At 70.5% G+C, this 18092-nt stretch carries 25 protein-coding genes and 1 pseudogene; 24 read left to right on the top strand and 2 right to left on the bottom strand.

Annotated elements, in window-relative coordinates; translation table 11 throughout:
• Positions 1-34: 34 nt before the first annotated feature.
• The 5 genes and pseudogenes from ACLJOU_RS25605 to ACLJOU_RS25585 all read left to right on the top strand — a co-directional run.
• Positions 35-1294: pseudogene (locus tag ACLJOU_RS25605) on the top strand (NAD(P)/FAD-dependent oxidoreductase); the annotation flags it as partial.
• On the top strand, positions 1213-1467 hold the full coding sequence (locus ACLJOU_RS25600) for an acyl carrier protein (RefSeq protein ID WP_410570590.1): 255 nt from the start codon (positions 1213-1215) through the stop codon (positions 1465-1467). The pseudogene ACLJOU_RS25605 and the gene ACLJOU_RS25600, both read left to right, overlap by 82 nt.
• Positions 1464-2063, top strand: a complete 600-nt coding sequence (locus ACLJOU_RS25595) for a hypothetical protein (RefSeq protein ID WP_410570588.1) — start codon at positions 1464-1466, stop codon at positions 2061-2063. The genes ACLJOU_RS25600 and ACLJOU_RS25595 overlap by 4 nt, the downstream gene beginning before the upstream one ends.
• A 51-nt stretch (positions 2064-2114) precedes the next feature.
• Complete coding sequence (locus ACLJOU_RS25590) at positions 2115-2630, top strand: NUDIX domain-containing protein (RefSeq protein ID WP_410570586.1); 516 nt, start codon at positions 2115-2117, stop codon at positions 2628-2630.
• A gap of 301 nt (positions 2631-2931) precedes the next feature.
• A complete protein-coding gene (locus ACLJOU_RS25585) occupies positions 2932-4614 on the top strand; it encodes a hypothetical protein (protein ID WP_410570585.1) in 1683 nt (560 codons plus the stop codon).
• Positions 4615-4803: 189 nt separating this feature from the next.
• Here ACLJOU_RS25585 and ACLJOU_RS25580 read toward each other — a convergent pair whose 3' ends face one another.
• A complete protein-coding gene (locus tag ACLJOU_RS25580) occupies positions 4804-5283 on the bottom strand; it encodes a hypothetical protein (RefSeq protein ID WP_410570584.1) in 480 nt (159 codons plus the stop codon).
• Between the two features lie 387 nt (positions 5284-5670).
• Here ACLJOU_RS25580 and ACLJOU_RS25575 point away from each other — a divergent pair, with 387 nt between their 5' ends.
• The 19 genes from ACLJOU_RS25575 (at position 5671) to ACLJOU_RS25485 (ending at position 17423) form a co-directional block, all read left to right on the top strand.
• The gene (locus ACLJOU_RS25575; protein WP_410570583.1) at positions 5671-6078 is read left to right on the top strand and encodes a helix-turn-helix domain-containing protein; all 408 of its coding nucleotides are present in this window, start codon (positions 5671-5673) and stop codon (positions 6076-6078) included.
• A 440-nt stretch (positions 6079-6518) separates the two neighbouring features.
• Positions 6519-6785 carry a hypothetical protein gene (locus ACLJOU_RS25570; RefSeq protein ID WP_410570581.1) on the top strand — a complete coding sequence of 89 codons (267 nt, stop codon included), beginning with the start codon at positions 6519-6521 and terminating at the stop codon, positions 6783-6785.
• A 202-nt stretch (positions 6786-6987) separates the two neighbouring features.
• Positions 6988-7359 carry a hypothetical protein gene (locus tag ACLJOU_RS25565; RefSeq protein ID WP_410570580.1) on the top strand — a complete coding sequence of 124 codons (372 nt, stop codon included), beginning with the start codon at positions 6988-6990 and terminating at the stop codon, positions 7357-7359.
• 217 nt (positions 7360-7576) lie between these two features.
• Positions 7577-8245 (top strand): hypothetical protein, encoded by a 669-nt coding sequence (locus ACLJOU_RS25560; protein ID WP_410570579.1) that lies wholly within the window; start codon positions 7577-7579, stop codon positions 8243-8245.
• Between the two features lie 112 nt (positions 8246-8357).
• Positions 8358-9023: a hypothetical protein gene (locus ACLJOU_RS25555; RefSeq protein WP_410570577.1), complete on the top strand. Its 666-nt coding sequence runs from the start codon at positions 8358-8360 to the stop codon at positions 9021-9023.
• A gap of 47 nt (positions 9024-9070) precedes the next feature.
• Positions 9071-9427: a hypothetical protein gene (locus tag ACLJOU_RS25550; RefSeq protein WP_410570576.1), complete on the top strand. Its 357-nt coding sequence runs from the start codon at positions 9071-9073 to the stop codon at positions 9425-9427.
• Positions 9424-9549, top strand: coding sequence for a hypothetical protein (locus ACLJOU_RS25545; RefSeq protein WP_410570574.1), 126 nt, complete (start codon positions 9424-9426; stop codon positions 9547-9549). Before ACLJOU_RS25550 ends, ACLJOU_RS25545 begins: the two co-directional genes overlap by 4 nt.
• Positions 9550-9911: 362 nt before the next feature.
• Positions 9912-10532: a hypothetical protein gene (locus ACLJOU_RS25540; RefSeq protein ID WP_410570572.1), complete on the top strand. Its 621-nt coding sequence runs from the start codon at positions 9912-9914 to the stop codon at positions 10530-10532.
• A complete protein-coding gene (locus ACLJOU_RS25535) occupies positions 10525-10809 on the top strand; it encodes a hypothetical protein (protein ID WP_410570571.1) in 285 nt (94 codons plus the stop codon). The genes ACLJOU_RS25540 and ACLJOU_RS25535 overlap by 8 nt, the downstream gene beginning before the upstream one ends.
• A complete protein-coding gene (locus ACLJOU_RS25530; RefSeq protein WP_410570569.1) occupies positions 10802-11374 on the top strand; it encodes a hypothetical protein in 573 nt (190 codons plus the stop codon). The genes ACLJOU_RS25535 and ACLJOU_RS25530 overlap by 8 nt, the downstream gene beginning before the upstream one ends.
• 357 nt (positions 11375-11731) lie before the next feature.
• A complete protein-coding gene (locus ACLJOU_RS25525) occupies positions 11732-12106 on the top strand; it encodes a hypothetical protein (protein WP_410570567.1) in 375 nt (124 codons plus the stop codon).
• 48 nt (positions 12107-12154) lie between these two features.
• On the top strand, positions 12155-12628 hold the full coding sequence (locus ACLJOU_RS25520; RefSeq protein WP_410570565.1) for a hypothetical protein: 474 nt from the start codon (positions 12155-12157) through the stop codon (positions 12626-12628).
• A 319-nt stretch (positions 12629-12947) separates the two neighbouring features.
• Positions 12948-13487: a hypothetical protein gene (locus ACLJOU_RS25515; protein WP_410570563.1), complete on the top strand. Its 540-nt coding sequence runs from the start codon at positions 12948-12950 to the stop codon at positions 13485-13487.
• Positions 13484-13705 carry a hypothetical protein gene (locus ACLJOU_RS25510; RefSeq protein WP_410570562.1) on the top strand — a complete coding sequence of 74 codons (222 nt, stop codon included), beginning with the start codon at positions 13484-13486 and terminating at the stop codon, positions 13703-13705. Before ACLJOU_RS25515 ends, ACLJOU_RS25510 begins: the two co-directional genes overlap by 4 nt.
• A 45-nt stretch (positions 13706-13750) precedes the next feature.
• Entirely contained in the window at positions 13751-13954 is a 204-nt protein-coding gene (locus ACLJOU_RS25505; protein ID WP_410570560.1) for a hypothetical protein, read from the top strand.
• 489 nt (positions 13955-14443) lie between these two features.
• Positions 14444-14716, top strand: coding sequence for a hypothetical protein (locus ACLJOU_RS25500; protein ID WP_410570558.1), 273 nt, complete (start codon positions 14444-14446; stop codon positions 14714-14716).
• A 165-nt stretch (positions 14717-14881) separates the two neighbouring features.
• The gene (locus tag ACLJOU_RS25495) at positions 14882-16129 is read left to right on the top strand and encodes a tyrosine-type recombinase/integrase (protein WP_410570557.1); all 1248 of its coding nucleotides are present in this window, start codon (positions 14882-14884) and stop codon (positions 16127-16129) included.
• 56 nt (positions 16130-16185) lie between these two features.
• A complete protein-coding gene (locus ACLJOU_RS25490) occupies positions 16186-16695 on the top strand; it encodes a hypothetical protein (RefSeq protein WP_410570556.1) in 510 nt (169 codons plus the stop codon).
• A gap of 41 nt (positions 16696-16736) precedes the next feature.
• Positions 16737-17423: a hypothetical protein gene (locus tag ACLJOU_RS25485; protein ID WP_410570555.1), complete on the top strand. Its 687-nt coding sequence runs from the start codon at positions 16737-16739 to the stop codon at positions 17421-17423.
• A gap of 48 nt (positions 17424-17471) precedes the next feature.
• On the opposite strand, the gene ACLJOU_RS25480 is transcribed toward ACLJOU_RS25485, so the two are convergent.
• Positions 17472-17744 (bottom strand): DUF4113 domain-containing protein, encoded by a 273-nt coding sequence (locus ACLJOU_RS25480; RefSeq protein WP_410570554.1) that lies wholly within the window; start codon positions 17742-17744, stop codon positions 17472-17474.
• Between the last annotated feature and the right edge of the window lie 348 nt (positions 17745-18092).

Raw genomic sequence — 18092 nt, 5'->3', positions numbered from 1 at the left:
CGGATCGAGCTGGGAGGTCAGCCAGCGGCTCAAGGCGAGCGCCCCGTACCCGACGTGGCTGGACGCGCTCGCCGCCGCATCCGGGCAACCGCCGGTCCCGCTGGCGCCCGGCACGTGGGTCGTGGCCACCGACGCCGAACGCGCCGACCTGGCCGCGATCGCACGGGCCGCCCACTCCACGTGCCACCCGGCCGAGCTGCACCACGGTGCCGACGTCGACGGGCTGCAGCCCGCGGCCGCGCCGGCCGCCGCGCTGTGGCTGCCGACCGAGCCGAGCCTCGACGTCAGCCGCCTGCTCGGCACCCTCGCCGCGGCCGTGACCGGGCACCGCAACGCCCGGTGGACCGACGCGCCGGTGACCAGCGTGACGCCGAACCACACGGCGATCCGGCTGCACGGCGCCGACGGCGCCGTCGTGACCTGCGGCCGGGTGGTGCTGGCCGCGGGCGCCGGGATCCCGGCGCTGCTCGGCGAGCACGGCCGCGACCTTGGGGTGCCGCCGGTACTGGCCGGGCGCGGCGTCAGCCTGCTCCTCCGGACCCCGCTAACGGTCGAGTACACCGTCCGCACCCCGAACGGCTCGTTCGCGTGCGGCACCCACCTCGTGCCCCGCCCGGACGGCAGGGTCTATCTCGGCGCGACCAACCGGCTCACCCTCGACCCGACGTTCGACGGCGCGGCGACGCTGGACGAGGTCGCCGTGCTGATCGGTGATGCCGCCTGCATCATCGATCACCGGCTCGGCGGGGCCGAGCTGCTGCGCCCGCAGGTCGGATACCGGCCCTACACCCTCGACCACCTGCCGCTCGTCGGGGCGACCGCCGACCCGCGTGTCCTGCTGGCCACCGCGACCTACCGCTGCGGCGTCCTGCTCGCCCCGCTGCTGGCCGACCTCGTCGCCGACGAGATCACCGAACCCGTCTCTCTGGCCTGCCACCCCTACCGCGCCGACCGCCCGATGCCCGCGCCCCAGCTGAACGACCTGCTGACCCCGGCGACGCTGCGCTGGCTCGCCGACCACCTCGCCGGGCCCGGCGGTCCGGGTGGCAACGGCCGGCGCGAGCTGGCGGCGGTGCTGGCCGCCGCGCTCCCTGCGGTGCTGGCCGGGCACGACCCGGTCGGGGCCGCGATGGCCCGGCTGTTCGCGCGCGCCCCGGTCGCCGAGGTGTTGCCGTCCCTGCTCACCCTCGCCGAACGCCTGGAGGCCCGCCCATGCCTGAGCCCGTCGTCGATCCCGACTCCACGGTCTTCAACGCCGCGGCCAGTGTCCGCGGCCTCCGCCCCGGCGACCTGACCCGCGAACACCGCCTCGGCGCGCTCGGTGTCGACTCCCTCGACCGCATCGCGCTCGCCGTCGCACTCGAGCGCGCCACCGGCCGGAGCGTCCCGGACCTGGTGCTGGCCAGCGCCGGGACGCTCGGCGACCTGATCGACCACCTCGCCACCTCCCCGGAAGGCACCCCATGACCACGCCCGACCGCCCGGCCGTCGAGCCGAGCGCGCACGTCGCCTCCGGCGCGCGGATCGGCGCCGGAACCCGCGTGTGGCATCAGGCCCAGGTCGCCGACGACGTCGAGATCGGCACCTGCTGCACGCTGGGCAAAAGCTGCTACTTCGGCTCCGTCTCCCGGATCGGCAACGACGTCAAGGTCGGCAACCACGCCGACATCTTCGGTGCGCGGATCGACGACGACGTCATGATCAGCCCGCACGCGCTGCTCACCGAAGACCGCACGCCCCGGGCAACACGACCGGACGGGCAGAGGCAAGGCCCCGGCGACTGGACCTCGACCCCGGTCATCGTGCGCCGCGGTGCGACCATCGGCGGCGGCGCCCGCATCGCCGGCGGCGTCGAGATCGGGGCCTGCGCCCTGGTCTGCATTCGGGGCCGTGGTAGTGCGCGACGTTCCCGCGCACGCCAAGGTCTTCGGCAATCGGCCCGCGCGATCGGCTGGGTCTGCCGCTGCGCGGAAACCCTCGATGACCAGCTGCGGTGCCCGCGATGCGCCCGGGTCTACGAACTGGCAGCTGACCGCCTGATCGAGATCCAGCCCGGACCGTAACGAGGCACCGGGGCGCCGGTCGGCTCGCCGCGGTGGGTAGCCTCGCCGCTCATGACCGACGGATGGCTGCCGCCCGCCGAGTACTACGCCACGCGGCCCAAGCAGATGGCGAGCGGTGGCGCGCTCTTCCGCGACACCGAGGGCCGCGTCCTGCTCCTCGCGACCACCTACGGCGACGAAGAGTGGGAACTCCCCGGCGGGGGCCTCAACGAGGGCGAGCCTCCGTGGGCTGGCGCACGCCGCGAGATCAAGGAAGAGCTCGGGCTCGATGTGCTGCCCGGCCGGCTGCTGGTTGTCGACTGGGTTCCGCCGCAACCGGATGGCCGCCCTGCCCTGGAAAACCACGTATTCGACGGCGGCATCCTCGACAACGCGCGGATCGCCTCGCTACGCCTCGACAAGCGCGAGCTGAAGCGCTCGAAGTTCGCCACCCGCGCCGAGTGCACGGCCATGCTCCGGCCGCACATGGCACGACGCGTCAACGCATGCCTCGATATCGTGGACACCGGCCGGTTCCTGTACCTGGAGAACGGGTTCGATCCGCTCCGGGCAACCGAGATATCCTAGCCGAGCGCAACCTTCGGCCTGGCGCAGCGGCGGACTACGCGCGCACCTTCTCTGCTGGAAACCGGCAGATTGCCCAGTCAGGGCAGGTCAGGACCACGGCCTGGTAGGTCGGCACTCACCTTCACGCTCTGGGACTGCCGCCGGCTAGACGGTGACTGCGCCGAGCCAACTGATAGACCGTGAACACTCGGTGCTGGCGCCGACCATTCGATACCGCGGCAATGTGCGAGAGCCTCGGGCGGGGGAAGCATCCCGCGACCGCGGGAACTGTCAGTACGGCCCGATACCCTGTTTGTCCGTCGTGACCGCGACGCCGAAACTGGCCGCAGCTCAACGCACCGAGGACGTTCCAGTGGACTTCACAGCCCCCGCCAACCTGCATCTCGCCTGGTTGTCAGCCCTGGACTTCCTGCGCCTCAACGCGACCCGAATATGGACGCACCTGATGGACAGCGGCGTCGGCTTCACGCTGCCGGCTGCGGCAGCCGCGCTCACCTCCAACGAGGCACGTGCCCGGCATCTCGCCGCCGCCGAGCGACGGCGGCTCGGCGGCGCCGCGCTTTACCACCTCAACGAGGAAGCCACGGCAGCCGCATTGGCGACCGACCTGGTGCCATGCGACCTCGCGGGGATCGTGCCCGCCCCGGCCGGGATGGTGATGTGGGCGACCCCGCCCTGCACCACCAGCACCGGAACGCCGATCGTCGCCGCGAGCTGGGGCGAAGCCGAAGACGGCGGCCTCTGGATCACGTGGTGGTCAGACAACGCAGCCGCGGCGATCCAGCTCGGAGACGACGTCGACACCCTGATCCAGGTCAACGGCCACCTCGGCTACGACCGCGAGACGCACATCGTCCCGCGCAGCTGGCCGACCCAAGCCGACGACCCCGCCCACCCCCTTCACGACTTCTACCGGGCCGTGATCAGCACCTGGGCGGCAATGGCGAGCGGCAGCGTATCTGTGACCGCTGAGCTCGTCGCCCCGAAACCGCTGCGCAAGCAAGCCGCCCGAATGGACCTCACCATCCCGCCCGTGCACTGCGTCGGCGCCCCGGCCCCCGCCGGTGTCGACATGCATCTCGGCAGCGAGACGGAAGCCCAGGACGAGGCCTTTGCGCGGATCCGCGATGGTGAACTGGACAGGCAGTACCGCTGGATCCCCGAGCTGTACCGCGCCACCGCACGACGGCTGCACACGCTCGAACAGCAACTCGAGAACCGGGTTCCCGGGATGGTGGAGCACCTCCTGCAGTCTGCCGCTGCCCGAGGTGACTGGCCGTCCTGGTGCTGGATGCCGATCACCCGGATCATCGAGCTCCTGGCCGAGCGCTTCCCGCCAACAGGATCGATGATCGATCTGCTCGAGCAGCAACGCCTTGCCGCAGTGCTCGCCGCGGTCGGGTCGTGGCGCGCCAGCGGTCGGCCTCTGGTCAACATCCACGACCAGCTCGTCCCGCGTTTCGAAGCGGCAGCCGACACGCTGCCCGGTGATTTGCCGAGTCGCTGGGTGGTGCCGTGCATCTACCTGACCTCCGAGACGCCAGGCGGCGCGGCTGGGCTCTTCGTCCACCTCGAGTGGGACGCCGTGGAGCGGCGCAGCGAACTGCGATTCCTGCTCGACCACGACCCTGTCGGCGGGCTCGACTCGCTCCAGGTGCAACCGGTGCACCTGACCGGGCAGACGGTCCGGGACGCACTCGCAGCCACCTGGGCGGCCACGGCGATGCGCGCGAATGTCCTCGCCGGCAGCGATGCGGTCCCCGTTACCGGACCCGGAACGGCGTTCGGTGACACCGTTGACCGGCAGGCGTCGCACCTCGGGGTGTTCGTCGCGATCGCCGATTTCGCTGCGTCCGACTCGGCGCTGTTCACCGATGCCCGCGTGGTGCTCGGCCGCGGCGACGCCCGCACCTGGCCCCCCACCCCCGACACGGAGCAGGCACCCCAGCTGTGGCTGGCAGCTGACCGCGCGATGTCCTCCTGAATATTGGCCGGCGGCAGGTCTAAGCACGCCCCGCAGGCGGGCCTTCGTCGGTTGCGAGGTGCCGTTTCCTGCATGGACCGAGGTGCTCGATGCCGCGGTCCTGTCTGGCTCTGGCGACCCTGCGCCACGGCGACCGCGGCGCGACGGGATCCGGGCGCGCTCCGATGTGGTCGTCGCGGGCACCCATGCTCAGGTCGCCGGCAAGGGGTCTTCGGCAGCGAGCATGTCAGCAAGGATGCGACGCTCGGCAGGCGTGCAGTGTTCGCGCAGCGCCAACACCACGATGTGTACGGGCGGGACTTGCCGGTCGGCGCCGAACAGCGAGCCGTAGCACGGCGCGACGCCCATGCTCTGGTGGCGGTGAGGATCGAACAGCTCCCATTCGGGATCGCAGAACGCCTCGGCTTTCAGGTTGTTGTGGACGCGGCAACGCTGTTCGAGGTACCGATGGCCATCTTCGTCGGGCAGAGGGCCGTAGCTCTGGACTACGAGGTCACCGGCATAGGCAATCGTGTACCCGGCTTCCTGCCCGTGCTCCCAGACCGCGTTGCGGCAGCGGCGGCCGGACCTGGTTTGAGCGGTGCACTCCCCACCAGTGGCGAAGTCGGTGAACACGTACAGCTTGGTTTCGCCGTTGTGCCTGATCAGCACGGGCATGTTGGCTATCACGCCTCGATTGTCTTGGGTCACGTGTCACCCGTGACAGGAACGGCGGTGAGTGCAGACCCGATACTGAGCGGACACGCGCCGCAGCCAATGGCTCCCGCGGGCGGCCGGAAACCGATCGGACTGCGTGGCGAGGCGGCGATACTTCCAAGCCGGGGCCGGCACCGAGCGGACCAGGTGCTGAGCGACCTGCTCGTGAGCGGGCTCTATGATCTGCGGAGAGGGCGATGAACGCGTCAGGTGGGCGCGCCTCGCCTTGGCCCCCATCGCGGGAGTAAAGTTCTCGGCGGACCTGGACTCCATTGCGGGCGACATTCCACGCTCGACTTCAGACGCAGCCGACGGCCGTCTTCCAGGCACAAAATTCGTGTGCCAGGAGGAGATCGAGCTGTGGCAAATCGCCGGCGTCGCGCGATCGCGCTCTACCAGAAGAACATGACGACCCGAGAGATCGGCGACACGCTGCGCGTCGATCCCAAGACGGTGTGGCGGTGGCTTGCCGGAATGGACGTGGCACGTCGTCGCCGAGGCCCTCGAGGCCGCACGGATGTCCCGGACGAGCTCATCAGGGAACTGATTGAGGACTTCGGCCTGTCCTACGCGGAAGCCGGCGACGAGGTGGGCATGTCGAAGTCGGGTGTGATGCAGAGGTGGTGGCGGATCATCGGCCGCCCGCGCGCAGACCGTGCACCCGAAACCGCAGCGACCACATCCAGTGAGCCCAGTGCGCCGGCCCCCGGTCTCGCAGGAACTGGCACCACGCAGGTGAGGAATGGCCAGCAACGCCGCTTTCGCTGAGACAGGACACCGGTTGTTCTGAGAGGCGTCATGAATGCAGTAGCGGGTGGTTTGACACGCTCGGATGGGCGGCCCAAGTTCGTGGCCTCCGGCGAGAACAACCAACATCGGCTGGCCGCCGGGCTACCGACCCAATCCGCGTCCGCGCACACGCGACGGGACACTGGGCGGGGAATTGCGCGCGGTGTTCAGGGAGCCTCGCCCACTGCAGGCCGGCAACGAGCAGGTCGGGCCCCGGCGATCGGCGGGGTGCTGGCGGTCGCGATCCACTTGCAGCGGACCCGGAGCAGCAGGACTGCGACACCGCTGGCAAGCGTCGATGGCCGATCGACATGCTTCCGGGTTCGCCTCGGACCTGGTGCGTTATCCGCCATTCCACGGCGCTGACACAGCTACCCCGTCCGCACCTCCCCGACTACCACACGAGAGGATCCACGTCCATGGACTGGATGGAGAAGCTGCAGGACCGCCTCACCGACCCCAACAACCTCCTGCCCTACCGGCTCGCCGTGGCACAGGAAGGACCCATTCTGGGGGAGGGTCGTCGCCTCTACGCGGTGTCCGACGTCTTGGGCGTCGCACCTGGAGACTTGCTCGTCGACCTCAAGCAGCAGCACGGCACGGACCCCGAGGCACACAAACAGATCGCTGCCATGGAGAAGGTGATCGCCAAGGCCGCCCGCACGGCGTTACATGACAAGGGCTAAGAATCACCGTCTCGTCCGTCCGCTGCGTGCCCCGTCGACGTCGGCCCCCGATCACAGACCTACTCGCCGCCGCGGTGCCTAACCTCGAGCTGCACGGGCCTCGACCAGGTAGCACAAGGCACGCCGCCCAATCGCCCGGGATCACCGCATCGAGTGGCGACGCAGGCCGGAGATGTCGGTACCACCTGGCAAACTGCTCGCCATGACCGAAACCTCCCTCAGCATCGACGAGCTGACCAATCTCCTCGGGCCCTCCACAGCGAACTGGCCGAGACTGGGACTGACTGTCGCTCGGGGCACTCCCATCGACCCGCAGGCCGTCGACGAGGTCACTGTCCGCCAGGGCGCGAGCGTCCTCGGATTCACTGAGCCCTCCACGGAGTTCCCGGGCCGCCGGGTCTACCGGGCCGTCATCACCGATGGCCACCCCGGCGTGCGGTTCCCCGCCGGGTTCCTCCCGCCGGACCCGATCCTGGCCCGACACAACGAGCGGCTGCGTTGGCTGCCAGCCGATCATCCCGACCGGCCAGCAGAAGGCGCAGTTCGTCGCCGGACCAGTGACCCGCAGCACTGAGCAGGCCGCATTTCAGCGAGCAACGGTGAGAAAGCACGATGCATTCGACTCATGCAAACGGCGCCCAACCGGATTCACCATCCTGCCAGGAAGCGCGCTCGGACCGGCCGTGACGGCATGCTGAAGGCGTCGGCTGAACTTGGTGGCTTGGCTCGACGCCGTCCGCGTCGATCTCGCCCTGTCCGCGCCGTCCGGAACTGATCGCAGAGGAACCGAAGTGATCGACGAAGACACGCCTCCCCGCCGGCTACAGCGTGCGCAGGCCGACTGGTCCGGGGCCGGGCAGATGTCGGGGGCCATCGAGCGGGGCGCGCGGCACTTTCTCGTTGCCGCGGCGCTGGACCTGGCTGAAGGTATCGACATGTGGGAGCTGCCGGAATTCGTCGGGGTAGGCCGCATGGAGTCCGACGATTTCGCCGAGACACCCGAGCGCTGGGCGGGAAGCGAGATTCGGCCGTGGCTTCACAAGATCAGCTCGGCGCTCAAGAGCACGGGAACGCTGCTCGACGCGATCGACGCGACACCGAGCGGAATCACGCCCGCGATGTCCGAGCGAACCCTGCATCAGGCTGCCATGCTGCTGGTAGACACAGCATCCGATACGTTCGAGAGCGCGGTATCGGCGCTGGGCGTCGCATACGAAGATATGGACGACTTCCTGGGACGTTACGACTACCTGCACGTGGGAGACGGTCGCAGAGCCCGTCTGATCCACGCGTCCAGCTGCGACCCGTACCCCGGGGCCGCACAGGCCTGGTGGAACGCCTTGAAGATGTACGCCAGCATCGACCCCGAGCGGCTCACCAAAGTGGTTGCCATTCGCTCGACGGCAGGGCATCCGTGGCCGGGAACGCCCTGCTCGCCCAGCTCCGCAACTGATCGCTGACCCTCGGCGCCACGCGCGCTACCGGATTCGCGAGCTCGCCACCGCCCTGAGTGAACTCGCTCACCCGCCCGAATCGCGTTTGATAAACCACCTGGCCGACCGAGGGACGTCGATGACCACCCCCACTGCCCGCATCCGCCACATCGGCGCCGTGATCCTGGCCGCCGCAAGCCTGGCCGCCTGCCAGTCGGGCCACGCCGCCACCGGACCGTCCACGCCCGATCTGGGCACGCCGCCGACATCGTCGGCCGACGCGCTGGTGCCCACGCCGGGCAGCTGCACGCTCGGCCACCGCGACGGCCAGGACCTGCCCGACACCCACTGCACCCCCGGCACCGTCAACAGCCAGGTCACCCAGGCCACCATCGACACCACCATCTGCCAGCCCGGCTGGACCAAGACCGTCCGGCCGCCCACGTCGGTCACGAACAAGATCAAGCAGCAGATCGACGTCGCCTACGGCCTACCCGCCGACACCAAGGGCGAACTCGATCACCTCATCTCCCTGGAACTCGGCGGGGCTCCGTCCGACCCGGCCAACCTGTGGGTCGAGCCCGGCAAGATCCCGAACCCGAAGGACACGGTCGAAAACAAGCTCCACGCCGTGGTCTGCTCCGAGCTGGTCCCCCTCACCACCGCCCAGCGCGCGATCGCCAGGAACTGGGTCACTGCGTTCGACGATGCCGGGCTGCGTGTTGCCGGCGGCAAGGTCTGCCTGCACGACAACCCGAGCAAGTGCGTGGGTTCGAATCACCGCGGCGACGAGGACGGCAGCTGATGCCACCGCCGAGCAGATCGGCGCGGCCCCAAGAGAGGTCGACGACGGTGAACTCCTGGACTCACGTACTCGCCGTCGTGGTCGGCGCCGCCCGGCCCGACGGCGACGTCTACGCGCACTTCGGTTCCCTGCTCGGGTTCAACGCCCACTCCGCCGTCGCCGAGCGCCTCGGCCTGGTGCAGGCCGCACCCGAGCCGGTCGCCGACGACGCACCGGAGATCGTGCTCACCGGCACCGGCCGCGCCTTCGTCGAGCAGTTCCGACTCTCCGAGCTTCCAGCCGGCCGCGCAAACTATTGGAGCCTGCACCACGCCTGGCTGACCGAGCCAGCCGCTGCCGAGCTGGGCCGCCGCTGGGACGCCCTCCACATCCAGCGCACATCCACTCAGGACGGAGCATCATGACCGCGACCGAGCACGCCCTGTCCGAACTGCTGCGGCACGCGGCACGCCGGGTCCGCAACGACGGTCATTTCGAATTGCAGACAGCGATCAGCGGCGCACCGCCACGGGTGATCGTTGCGTAGAACGACATCTGGTTCCTCCTGGTCGGTGCTGGGCGGGCCCGTAGGCCGGTGGCGATGGAACGCCCGGAAGGGTGGACTTGTGGGGATGAGGGCAGCGAGTGCGGGGCTACCCGGACCGAATGACCGGGAGGGAAGATCAGGATGGGCGCCGACGACGCGCAGGACCGATGGACGACCACACTGATCGAGTAAATCGAGCGCGCGGCACGTATGGCGCACCCGGCTGACGCGCCCTACGTCGTCGCGGTCCGGGTACTCGGCGAGGTTGGGACACTGCTGCGCTCGCGGGGCGCCGACGACGACCTGGTCGCGCAGCTCGACGCCGCCCAGGACTACCTCACCTCCGTCGAGGCCCGGCGCCGATGCCGGCGCTGCCCGAACGGCGACACGATCCGCGCCCGCGCGACGACCGCTGGTGCGACGTCCGGGTCCAGCTGCTGCTGTCGGTCCGGGAAGACGCGTGGCGGGAGACCGCCGGCCGCCGGGCAGGCATCCCCCACGACGTCGAACTGACCCACGACGTCGCGCGGTACCTCACTGGCCAGCTCGCCGGCGACCCGGTGATCCGGCAGGCCGGAGCGCGGTTCACCGCGCTGCCAGAGCTGGGCCCGACCGCCGGACCGGGAATCGAGGGACCAGGCATGACGACCGCGCACACCGCCGAGGACCTGCTGGCACTGGCCAGCCGGTTCACCGTCGACCGCAACGACGCCGCGCCCGGCGACCGGGCGCACCGCCCGGACCTCGTGCCGCACGTCGCGCGCGAACGTGGCGGCCGCTGGTTCATCCAGCAGATCGGTTCCGGCGGGGACGTCTGCAACGTCGCCAGCGGTGCCTTCGACACCGACTGGGCCTTCCGGCACGCTGAAGACCGCGCCGAGTACCTGCTCGACCGGGACGCGGCGCTCGAGCTGGCCTACGCGCTGCCGCGCGAGGTCCTGACGGGAGACGACACCACCTGGAGGTGGCGACGCCGTGGGTAACGACCAGCAGCTGGATTCATCCAGCGAGCCGAGCCCGGCCGAGGTCCTGGCCAAGCAGTACTACCGGCCGCGTGCGCGTCTGGCGCGGGGCGCACGGTTCGCCGCCGGGCTCGCCGCGGCCGCGCTGCCGGTGCTCGGCTTCCTCGTGGGCCTGGTGCTCATCTACCGAGGCAACGCTGTCGTCGGATTCGCCCTGAGCGCCGCTGGCCTGGCGGCTTCTTTCGGGCTGGCGCGGTGGTGGTACGGCCCGGCGACGAGGCGGTGGCACCGTGGATGAAACCCCGGCGCCTGCCGATCCGGGCCAGCCGGGCACGCACGACGCTCGGTCCGACGGCGATGGTCTCCGCGCCGAGATCGGGCAACCCGCCGCAAGCGCCGGGCCGCGCGACACGTACGTGTTGGTCGGTGACGGCGGCCGGGTCGCGGTCCGTTGGGGCACCCGTGACCAGTGGTACGTGCTCTCCCCCGGCTCCGCTCCGGACGCTCTCGGTCCGCAGACCCGCGAGCAGCTCGGCGGATTGGGCTGGACTGAGCGTCCGCACTCACCGCGGCTCGGCCCACACTCCCTGGACCTCGTGGCCCGTTGCCGCATGGCGATCGAGCAGTTCGACGGCCACCCCAGCGGCGCCTGGTCGACGGGCGAGCAGCTGTTCGTGGCCCTGGTCCTCAAGGACACCCAGACGCTCGACGAGCTGGACTACACGTCGCAACAGGCGGCACAGCGGCTGATCGGCGAGGGCTGGGCGCCCACTGACCCGGCGGAGTTCACGCGGTGGCTGACCGCACTGCGCGTCGAAGTGGCCTTCCCCGGCTTCCTGACCGGCCCGAGTGAACCGGGATGACCTGCCTTTCAACCGCCGCACCGGCGAACCGGGTGTCGCCCGCGTCGACGAAGACGCCGACCGATGCGCCCGGCCGGTCGCCATGCTGATCGCCGCCCGCGGCGAGGAAGCCGCCGTGATCACCTTCAGCGCCCGGCTCCAGCGTCAACCCTGCGACGCGGTGGCCGCCGGCACGCGCACGCCTGGCGGTCCCGGTCCTCGTGCTGCTGTTCCAAGAACCTGGCCTGACCTTCTGGGTCACCCTCGGTGGCAGCGCGATCGGTGCTGTCCTCGCCGTCACCGCGAATTCCGGCAACGGTCGGCGCTGGCTCACCGACCCGACGACGCGGGTGTTCCTCCCCGTGACCCGTGCTCTCGGTGGCGCTGCCGGTCGTCGCGGTCGTGGTCTGGGGCACCCGGCTGGTGGTCCAGGGCGTTGCCGGTCCCTGCGCAGTCGGTCTCGTTATCGGCACCGTCGTGCTGATCGACCGCTGGCGAGCTCCGTTGAGGAACATCTGCCGGCTGCCGGCCATCGGCGGCGAGCGCGACGTCCGGGATGTGGCCTCCCAGGTCGACCGGCTCCTCGAGCGCGGGGACTTCATGCGCGCGCACCACGCGACTGTGGCGATCTGCACCTGGCCGCAGCGCGAACGCCACTACGGCAGCACCCGTCGGCAGCGGCAGCTCACCGCTGCGCTGGCGAGCTGGACGGCCCGGCGCGGCGAGTACGACAAACGCGCCGAGCTCATTTGAGCAGCATCGAGGGCAGCACCCCCGCTAGATTCACGCGGGCCGGACGCAATGGAGGGCACCGCGATGGATGAGCCCAGCGCCAAGGACCTGGCGCTCTTGAATGACGAGACCGTGGGCAACGTCGGCTTCGACGTCACCGACGACCAATTACGTCAGGTATGGCGGCACGACCCGCATCTGGTTGCGCTGGCCCGGGAGCGGACGTGGGGCGACACCGAGATCCGGGATCAGCTGTGCGCGAGTCTGGAAGCGCTCGGCGCGCACCAGCTCGCGCCGGGCCAACCGGCCACCATCGGGCTCCGGATCGCGGTCGCGACCTACCCGCACCGCCAGGCGCAGCCGCACAACCGGTCCGGCCGCGAAGTCGCCGGTGAGCTGACCGACCTCGTCGAGAACGCGATCGTCCGGTCGGACGCGGTGCGCTCCGCCGGAGCCGCGGTCGTGGTGCACCTGGTCGGGCGTGCCACGGAACTGCCGCCCTTCGCCGACGCCGCGGTGACCTTCCGCGTGACCTCACCGTGATCGAGTCCGGCTGGCCAAGCCGGACCGGATCGTCGACCCTCTTGTCCGAGCAGGTCCGCGCCGCCGTCGCCAACGCCCTGGGCCATGTCGAGCAGGTCGCCGGCGCCAGGATCACCGTGGACGTCGTCAGCCTGGTCCACAGCTCGGGCCGATGACGAACGGGTTCGCGGGCCGCCGCCGACGGACGGCAGGACATCACACCGCAAACCCTTCGAACGGTCGGTAAGGTTGGTAAGGTAACTATGGTTGAACGCAGCTCAATGCTCAGGCACAGCAGCACCGGCGATCACAACGATCTCGTTGAAGGGGAGCAAGAAGCATGTCCGATCCGCAGATCGTGAGCGCCATCGCCGCTGGTCTCGAACGGGGATTGCGTGAGCGTGGGGCGGAGCTGACGGGATGTTCCCCGGCGGCCCTGGCCCGGCACGCGGTGGCCGAGCTCGGCGAGCGCGGGCTGGCAATGTCCGCGCCACAGCTCGACGCCGTAACACGTCTCGGCGAGATCGCCAGCGTCTTGGAAGCCGCCGACGACCCTTCTGGCTCAGCCGGAAGCGACGCCGAGACGACCGTGCTGGCCCGGATCCGCGCGATCGCCGCGCGGGCACCGCTGCCTGGCGCCAAAGTCCGCACCGCCTGGGGCGTTCGCATCACCACCGGCGGTGTCACGAGCGTCTGCAACGCCCTTGACCCGAACTCCGCGCAGGAGGAGGCCGGCGCATTCGACGAGAGACTGCGGCCGGCCGTGATGTCGCGGGTCGTGGTCACTGGACCGTGGACGCCGGCGCCCACCGCCGAGCTTGAGGCCGCCCCGACCACCGTCGATCGCCACGTTCACGTGGCACGAGAGGAGATGCCGTGAAGGGGAACTCGCTGCTGGCCCAGTTCGTCGCCGTGGTGTCACGACGTACCCCGGCGTTCCAGCCCCGCCGGACTGCGCCCGCCACCTCCGAGTTCGACCGCGTCGACGGCCAGAGCGCCGAGCCGAGGCACAGCCACGAGGACTCCGAACGCGTCGACCACCGGCTGCTCGAGACCGGCGCTGCGGCACGCGACCCGGACATCGAAGGCGAGAAGTGATGCCCAGCCCGGATCCCGCGCTACTGGCCGACCTGGACCAGAGCGGTGGCCGCCGTCGACACGAGCGTCACCCGGCATTCCACACGAATCCGTGTGCTGATCGACGAACACGGCAAGGAAGCCGCGGTCGCGGCGGTCCACGCGTGGCTGCTCAACCAGCCGCCCGACACGGTCGCCGCGCTGGCCGGGCTGGGCACGCGGCTGCGCCGCAGCCGCGACGACGTCGACCGCGGCACCGAGGCGCACTGACCGCCGAAACCCGCCTGTTGCTCGATCCGAAACCCCTGTAGGGCCGTGCCGCCAAGCACGGCTGAACAGGGCGAACACACCATGAACACCCGAAGGAAGGACTTGGAGATGCGCACCCAGAGGCTGCTCGACCCGCCGCGCGAGGCGGGTGCGGAAGGTGCTGGGCGACCGGGTCGCCGCGCTGATCGAGCACCTGTGCGCGACCGGCGACCCGGCGGCTGCGCTGCACGCGGTCGTGGAGGAGGACGACCTGGCGCGCGACGTCGCCGAGTTCGATGGCTGGTCGAGCACCTGTCCACGCCGGCCGAGTGGCTGGCTGGCAAAGTCGCCGAGCGCGCGTAGTCGACCGCTTCCCTGCCCGCGCCGCGGCGCGGGTGCTCGAGACCGGCGGCTGGCCTCCTCCCCCGGTGGGCGGGCTGCACGCGAACGCACCTGGCGAGCCGAGTCGCCCCGGCCGCCACCTCGAACCTCTGACGAACAGGAACGATGATGACGATGATGACCTCGCCCAGCGCCGAACCGACGTCGTATCTGCTGCAGCTCGGCGACGGCGACACCCCGCAGGCGCAGTGGGTGCTGGGCACCGAGGAGGAGGGCATCGGCTTCTTCGGCGAGCACTTCTGCCCCTGCCCCGGTACGGCCGCGGGCACCGAGCCCACCGAAGAGGTTGCCGGGTGGGTGGCCGACGTCCTCGGCGTCACCGACGTCGAGCTCGAGCTCGTCGACGACCAGGGCCACTGGTCGGTCACGATCATCGGCTGACGCCATGCCTACCGTCGCAAACCCGCTGTTCAACCGGTCCGAGCCGGAGCCGGAGCCACTGCGCCCGCGCGGCCGCCGCGCCCAACGCGGGGCCCGGATATCGTCGCTGAACAGCATGGACACCGCGCCCGCGGTGACCTGCCGAGGGTTTTGCTGGAGGTGATCGTGAGTTCCGAGCTGGTGGCGGTCCCGGGCACGGTGATCGAGGTGTCCGCGGACGCCGAGGTGGCGGCGTACCAACTGCTGCGCGAGATCGCCGAGGCGGTCGAGCTGTACCCGGCGCTGCCGCCGCCGGACCCGTCCGACCGCTACCACCTGCGCAACCTGACCGCGTTGTGGCTGGTCGGGCTGTCGGAGACCAGCCGCAGCAGCTACTACGAGACCTTGGGCGACTGGCTGAGCTGGTGCGACCGGCACGGCCTGGGGTGGCGGCCCGGCGGCCCGGCGAGCCCGCTTACCGCGCGCCGAGCCGACACCGACGCGTGGAAGGCGCAGATGACCGCGCAGAAACGCGGCAAGGGCAACGTCATGACTCGCGTCCCGGCGGCCAAGTCGACCGTCTACAAGCGACTGGCGATCGTGTCCAGCTGGTACAAGTACTTGCAGTCCAACGAGATCGTCACCGGCAACCCCGCCGGAGCCACCACCCGCCCGACACCGCCGAAGCGGTCTACGCTGCCCGCGCTCGCCGCCGACGAGACGTCGATGTTCCTGGACTGGCTGATCGCGCGGGCCGAGCGGCTGAACTCCGAAGCCGCCTGGCGTGACTGCGCGCATCTGCACCTGATGTTCCGCACCGGGTTGCGCGTCAGCCCGGCGTGCACCGCGGAGTTCGCGCATATCGGTTTCGAGTCCGGCATCTGCGTGCTGCGCTACGTCAAGAAGTCGCGCGGCGAGGGCATCGAGTGGGACTGGGTGCCCCTGGAGGCGGGCCTGCTGGAGGTGTTGCACCGGTACTGGGCGTTCGTGGCCGAGCGGCTCAGCCGCGAACAGGGCCGGACGGTCACCGTCGATGACCTGACCGGACCCCTGTTCGTGTCCACTCCGCACCCGCACCAGCCGGAGCGGACCGGTGGCCGGCCGATGAACCAGAAGCACGTGCAGCGCACGCTGCGGGAGCTGGCCCGCCAGGCCGGGCTGAAATCCTGGAAGACGATCACCCCGCACTCCACCCGCCGCACCGCCGGGACGCTCGCCCTGGCCAACGGCGCGACCCTGGCTCAGGTGCAGGATCTGCTCGGGCACGCTGACCCGCGAACTACCCGCCGCTACGACGACGCCCGGCACCGGCTGGAGACCAGCCCGGTCTTCACGATCGCCGCGACGCTCGCCGCCGAGCACCGCAAACAGCACGCGGCGCAGCCCGCGGCTCCCGAGCCCGTCGCCGCCGCAGCCGGGACGGTCGCGTCGTGAGCGCGCGGGCGCGGCAATCCCACCAACTGGCAGCGGCGCTGTCCGAGCACTTCGGGGTGACCGTTGAACTGGACTACACCGGCGAGGCCGACCGCCGAGGAGTCGGCGCGTGGCGGGTGTCCTGGACCGACGGGCCGACCCCGGCTGCGATGACCGCGGAGATCACCCGCCGGGCCGCGCGCTACCCGGCCGTCGAGGTCGGCAAGCTCGGCCAGTTCCGCGGCAGCACCGACTTCGCCCGGGCCGCGGCGCTGCTGGCGTGGCTCCCGCAGCACCCGGAATACCTGGAGCACTTCAACACCTTCGTGGTGGACGCCGCATTCGACGCCGCCGAGTTCCCGGAGCGGCTCGACGATCCGGTGGTGACCCGGCGCGCGCGAGCGCTGCTGCAGCCCAAGGGCTGGCTCTCGGCGGCGACAATGCAACAGCTCGCCCAGCACTGCGCCCGCGGTTGGAGCCACGCCGAGCAGTGGCTCGACGACCTGGCCGCGGTCGCCGAAGGCCGTGCCGGCGACAACGTCGTCGACCTCTCGACCGCCCGGGTCCGCCGCGACGAACAGCGGTAACACCGGCCGAACCGCCGATCTCGAGGACAAGGACTTCCGCCGTGACCGACCAGAAGCAGCCGTGGGAACCGGGCCGGCGTCCCGTGGTCATGCCCACCGAGGACTCGCGCGGGCCGTCCTACGACGCCGAGGTCGAGCGGACCCAGGCCGCGTTCGCCGCCGTCCGGCCTGTGCTGGCCGGACGGCCGATCCTGGACAGCGTCGGCGATCTCGCCGCGCTGGTGGCCACGCTGCCGCCGGAGATCGCGGTCGTGGTCGACGATCAGGTGCGCATCGCCCAGGACGCCACCCCGGACGCTGGCGGCGAGCTGGTGTTCGCGGTGGTCGCCGAGATGGCCACGATGACGATGGAGCCGAAGACCCCGGTCCGCGATCTGGACGGCCAGGAGTACGACGTGCTGGAACCCGCGCTGCAGCTGGGCACCCGGGTCCTGACCTCGCCGCAGGCACCCGCGCAGGCCGACACGCGGGTGTTCGGGCTGCACGGCCTGGCCGAGGAAGCCTTGGAGGCCGGAGAGATCGGCGCATACCTCACGCTTGTCGCCCGTCAGCTGCAGCAGGTTGCGACGCACCTGGACACCACGATCGCCGAGTGGCTTCCCCGCGACCAGGATGCCCCGGAGCTGGCGATCGACGCCGGCCGGCTGCGCGCGGTCGCCGAATCGCTGGCCGGGCAGGCCCCGACCATCGACGCCATGATCAACGACGAGGACAACGATCCGACGTGAACACCCCGTTGGGTCGGCTCGCAGACGAAGCCCGAAGAGAACTCCCGATCAGCCTGTGGCGCGACATGCGGTGCGACGAAGAAGCTGTCGTGATCTTGCCGTCGGCGCCGCGGCCACGCTGACCGCCGTGCCGAGGGCCGTCTCCGCCAGTTCGTGGGACCGCGCGGCTCGCCGGTCTCCTGCCAGGCGGATTCCCTCGCACGTGCAACGGCCCGCGGCTCCGCGGGCGACGGCGAGCTGATCGCGGCGAGTGGTGCACGCCGGGGACAGGTACTGCTGGCCCATCGCCCACTCGCGGGTGCCGGCGCAGCCTGGCGGCACTGACCTCGATCATGTCCCGGCCGAGCGGGCGACGATGCGTCGAGGGTGTGGGCGAGGGCCGTCGTCTGGATGGTCAATGCGGTTGTGCGTGAAGAACTCCGCCCAAGGCCGCCGTCCGGCGAGATTTCTGTTCGGCTGCATCACGGGCGCCGCACACTACGTTGACAAAACTGTCCGACCGTCAGACACTTTTTAGATGCTGGACGCAGAAGCGTTGACGAGTCCCTTCTCATCGATCGCGAGCGGAACTCAACACATCACCGAGCTGAGCACTGACCCATCCGCCGACAGCGTGTCCTGCGGTGAAGGGTGCGCCGCGGCTGCGCAGGCGAGCCCGGTGCGGTACGC

The organism is Amycolatopsis sp. cmx-4-61 (genome assembly GCF_046548775.1).
Lineage (GTDB): Bacteria > Actinomycetota > Actinomycetes > Mycobacteriales > Pseudonocardiaceae > Amycolatopsis.
Note: the sequence above shows the minus strand (reverse complement) of the source record. Positions and strands in the feature narration are given on the sequence as shown.

Bases quoted from the DNA above. Each gene is read 5' to 3' on its own strand.
- ACLJOU_RS25600 (WP_410570590.1), top strand. From the start codon at position 1,213: ATGCCTGAGCCCGTCGTCGATCCCGACTCCACGGTCTTCAACGCCGCG.
- ACLJOU_RS25595 (WP_410570588.1), top strand. From the start codon at position 1,464: ATGACCACGCCCGACCGCCCGGCCGTCGAGCCGAGCGCGCACGTCGCC.
- ACLJOU_RS25590 (WP_410570586.1), top strand. From the start codon at position 2,115: ATGACCGACGGATGGCTGCCGCCCGCCGAGTACTACGCCACGCGGCCC.
- ACLJOU_RS25570 (WP_410570581.1), top strand. From the start codon at position 6,519: ATGGACTGGATGGAGAAGCTGCAGGACCGCCTCACCGACCCCAACAAC.
- ACLJOU_RS25565 (WP_410570580.1), top strand. From the start codon at position 6,988: ATGACCGAAACCTCCCTCAGCATCGACGAGCTGACCAATCTCCTCGGG.
- ACLJOU_RS25555 (WP_410570577.1), top strand. From the start codon at position 8,358: ATGACCACCCCCACTGCCCGCATCCGCCACATCGGCGCCGTGATCCTG.
- ACLJOU_RS25545 (WP_410570574.1), top strand. From the start codon at position 9,424: ATGACCGCGACCGAGCACGCCCTGTCCGAACTGCTGCGGCACGCGGCA.
- ACLJOU_RS25540 (WP_410570572.1), top strand. From the start codon at position 9,912: ATGCCGGCGCTGCCCGAACGGCGACACGATCCGCGCCCGCGCGACGAC.
- ACLJOU_RS25520 (WP_410570565.1), top strand. From the start codon at position 12,155: ATGGAGGGCACCGCGATGGATGAGCCCAGCGCCAAGGACCTGGCGCTC.
- ACLJOU_RS25515 (WP_410570563.1), top strand. From the start codon at position 12,948: ATGTCCGATCCGCAGATCGTGAGCGCCATCGCCGCTGGTCTCGAACGG.
- ACLJOU_RS25500 (WP_410570558.1), top strand. From the start codon at position 14,444: ATGACGATGATGACCTCGCCCAGCGCCGAACCGACGTCGTATCTGCTG.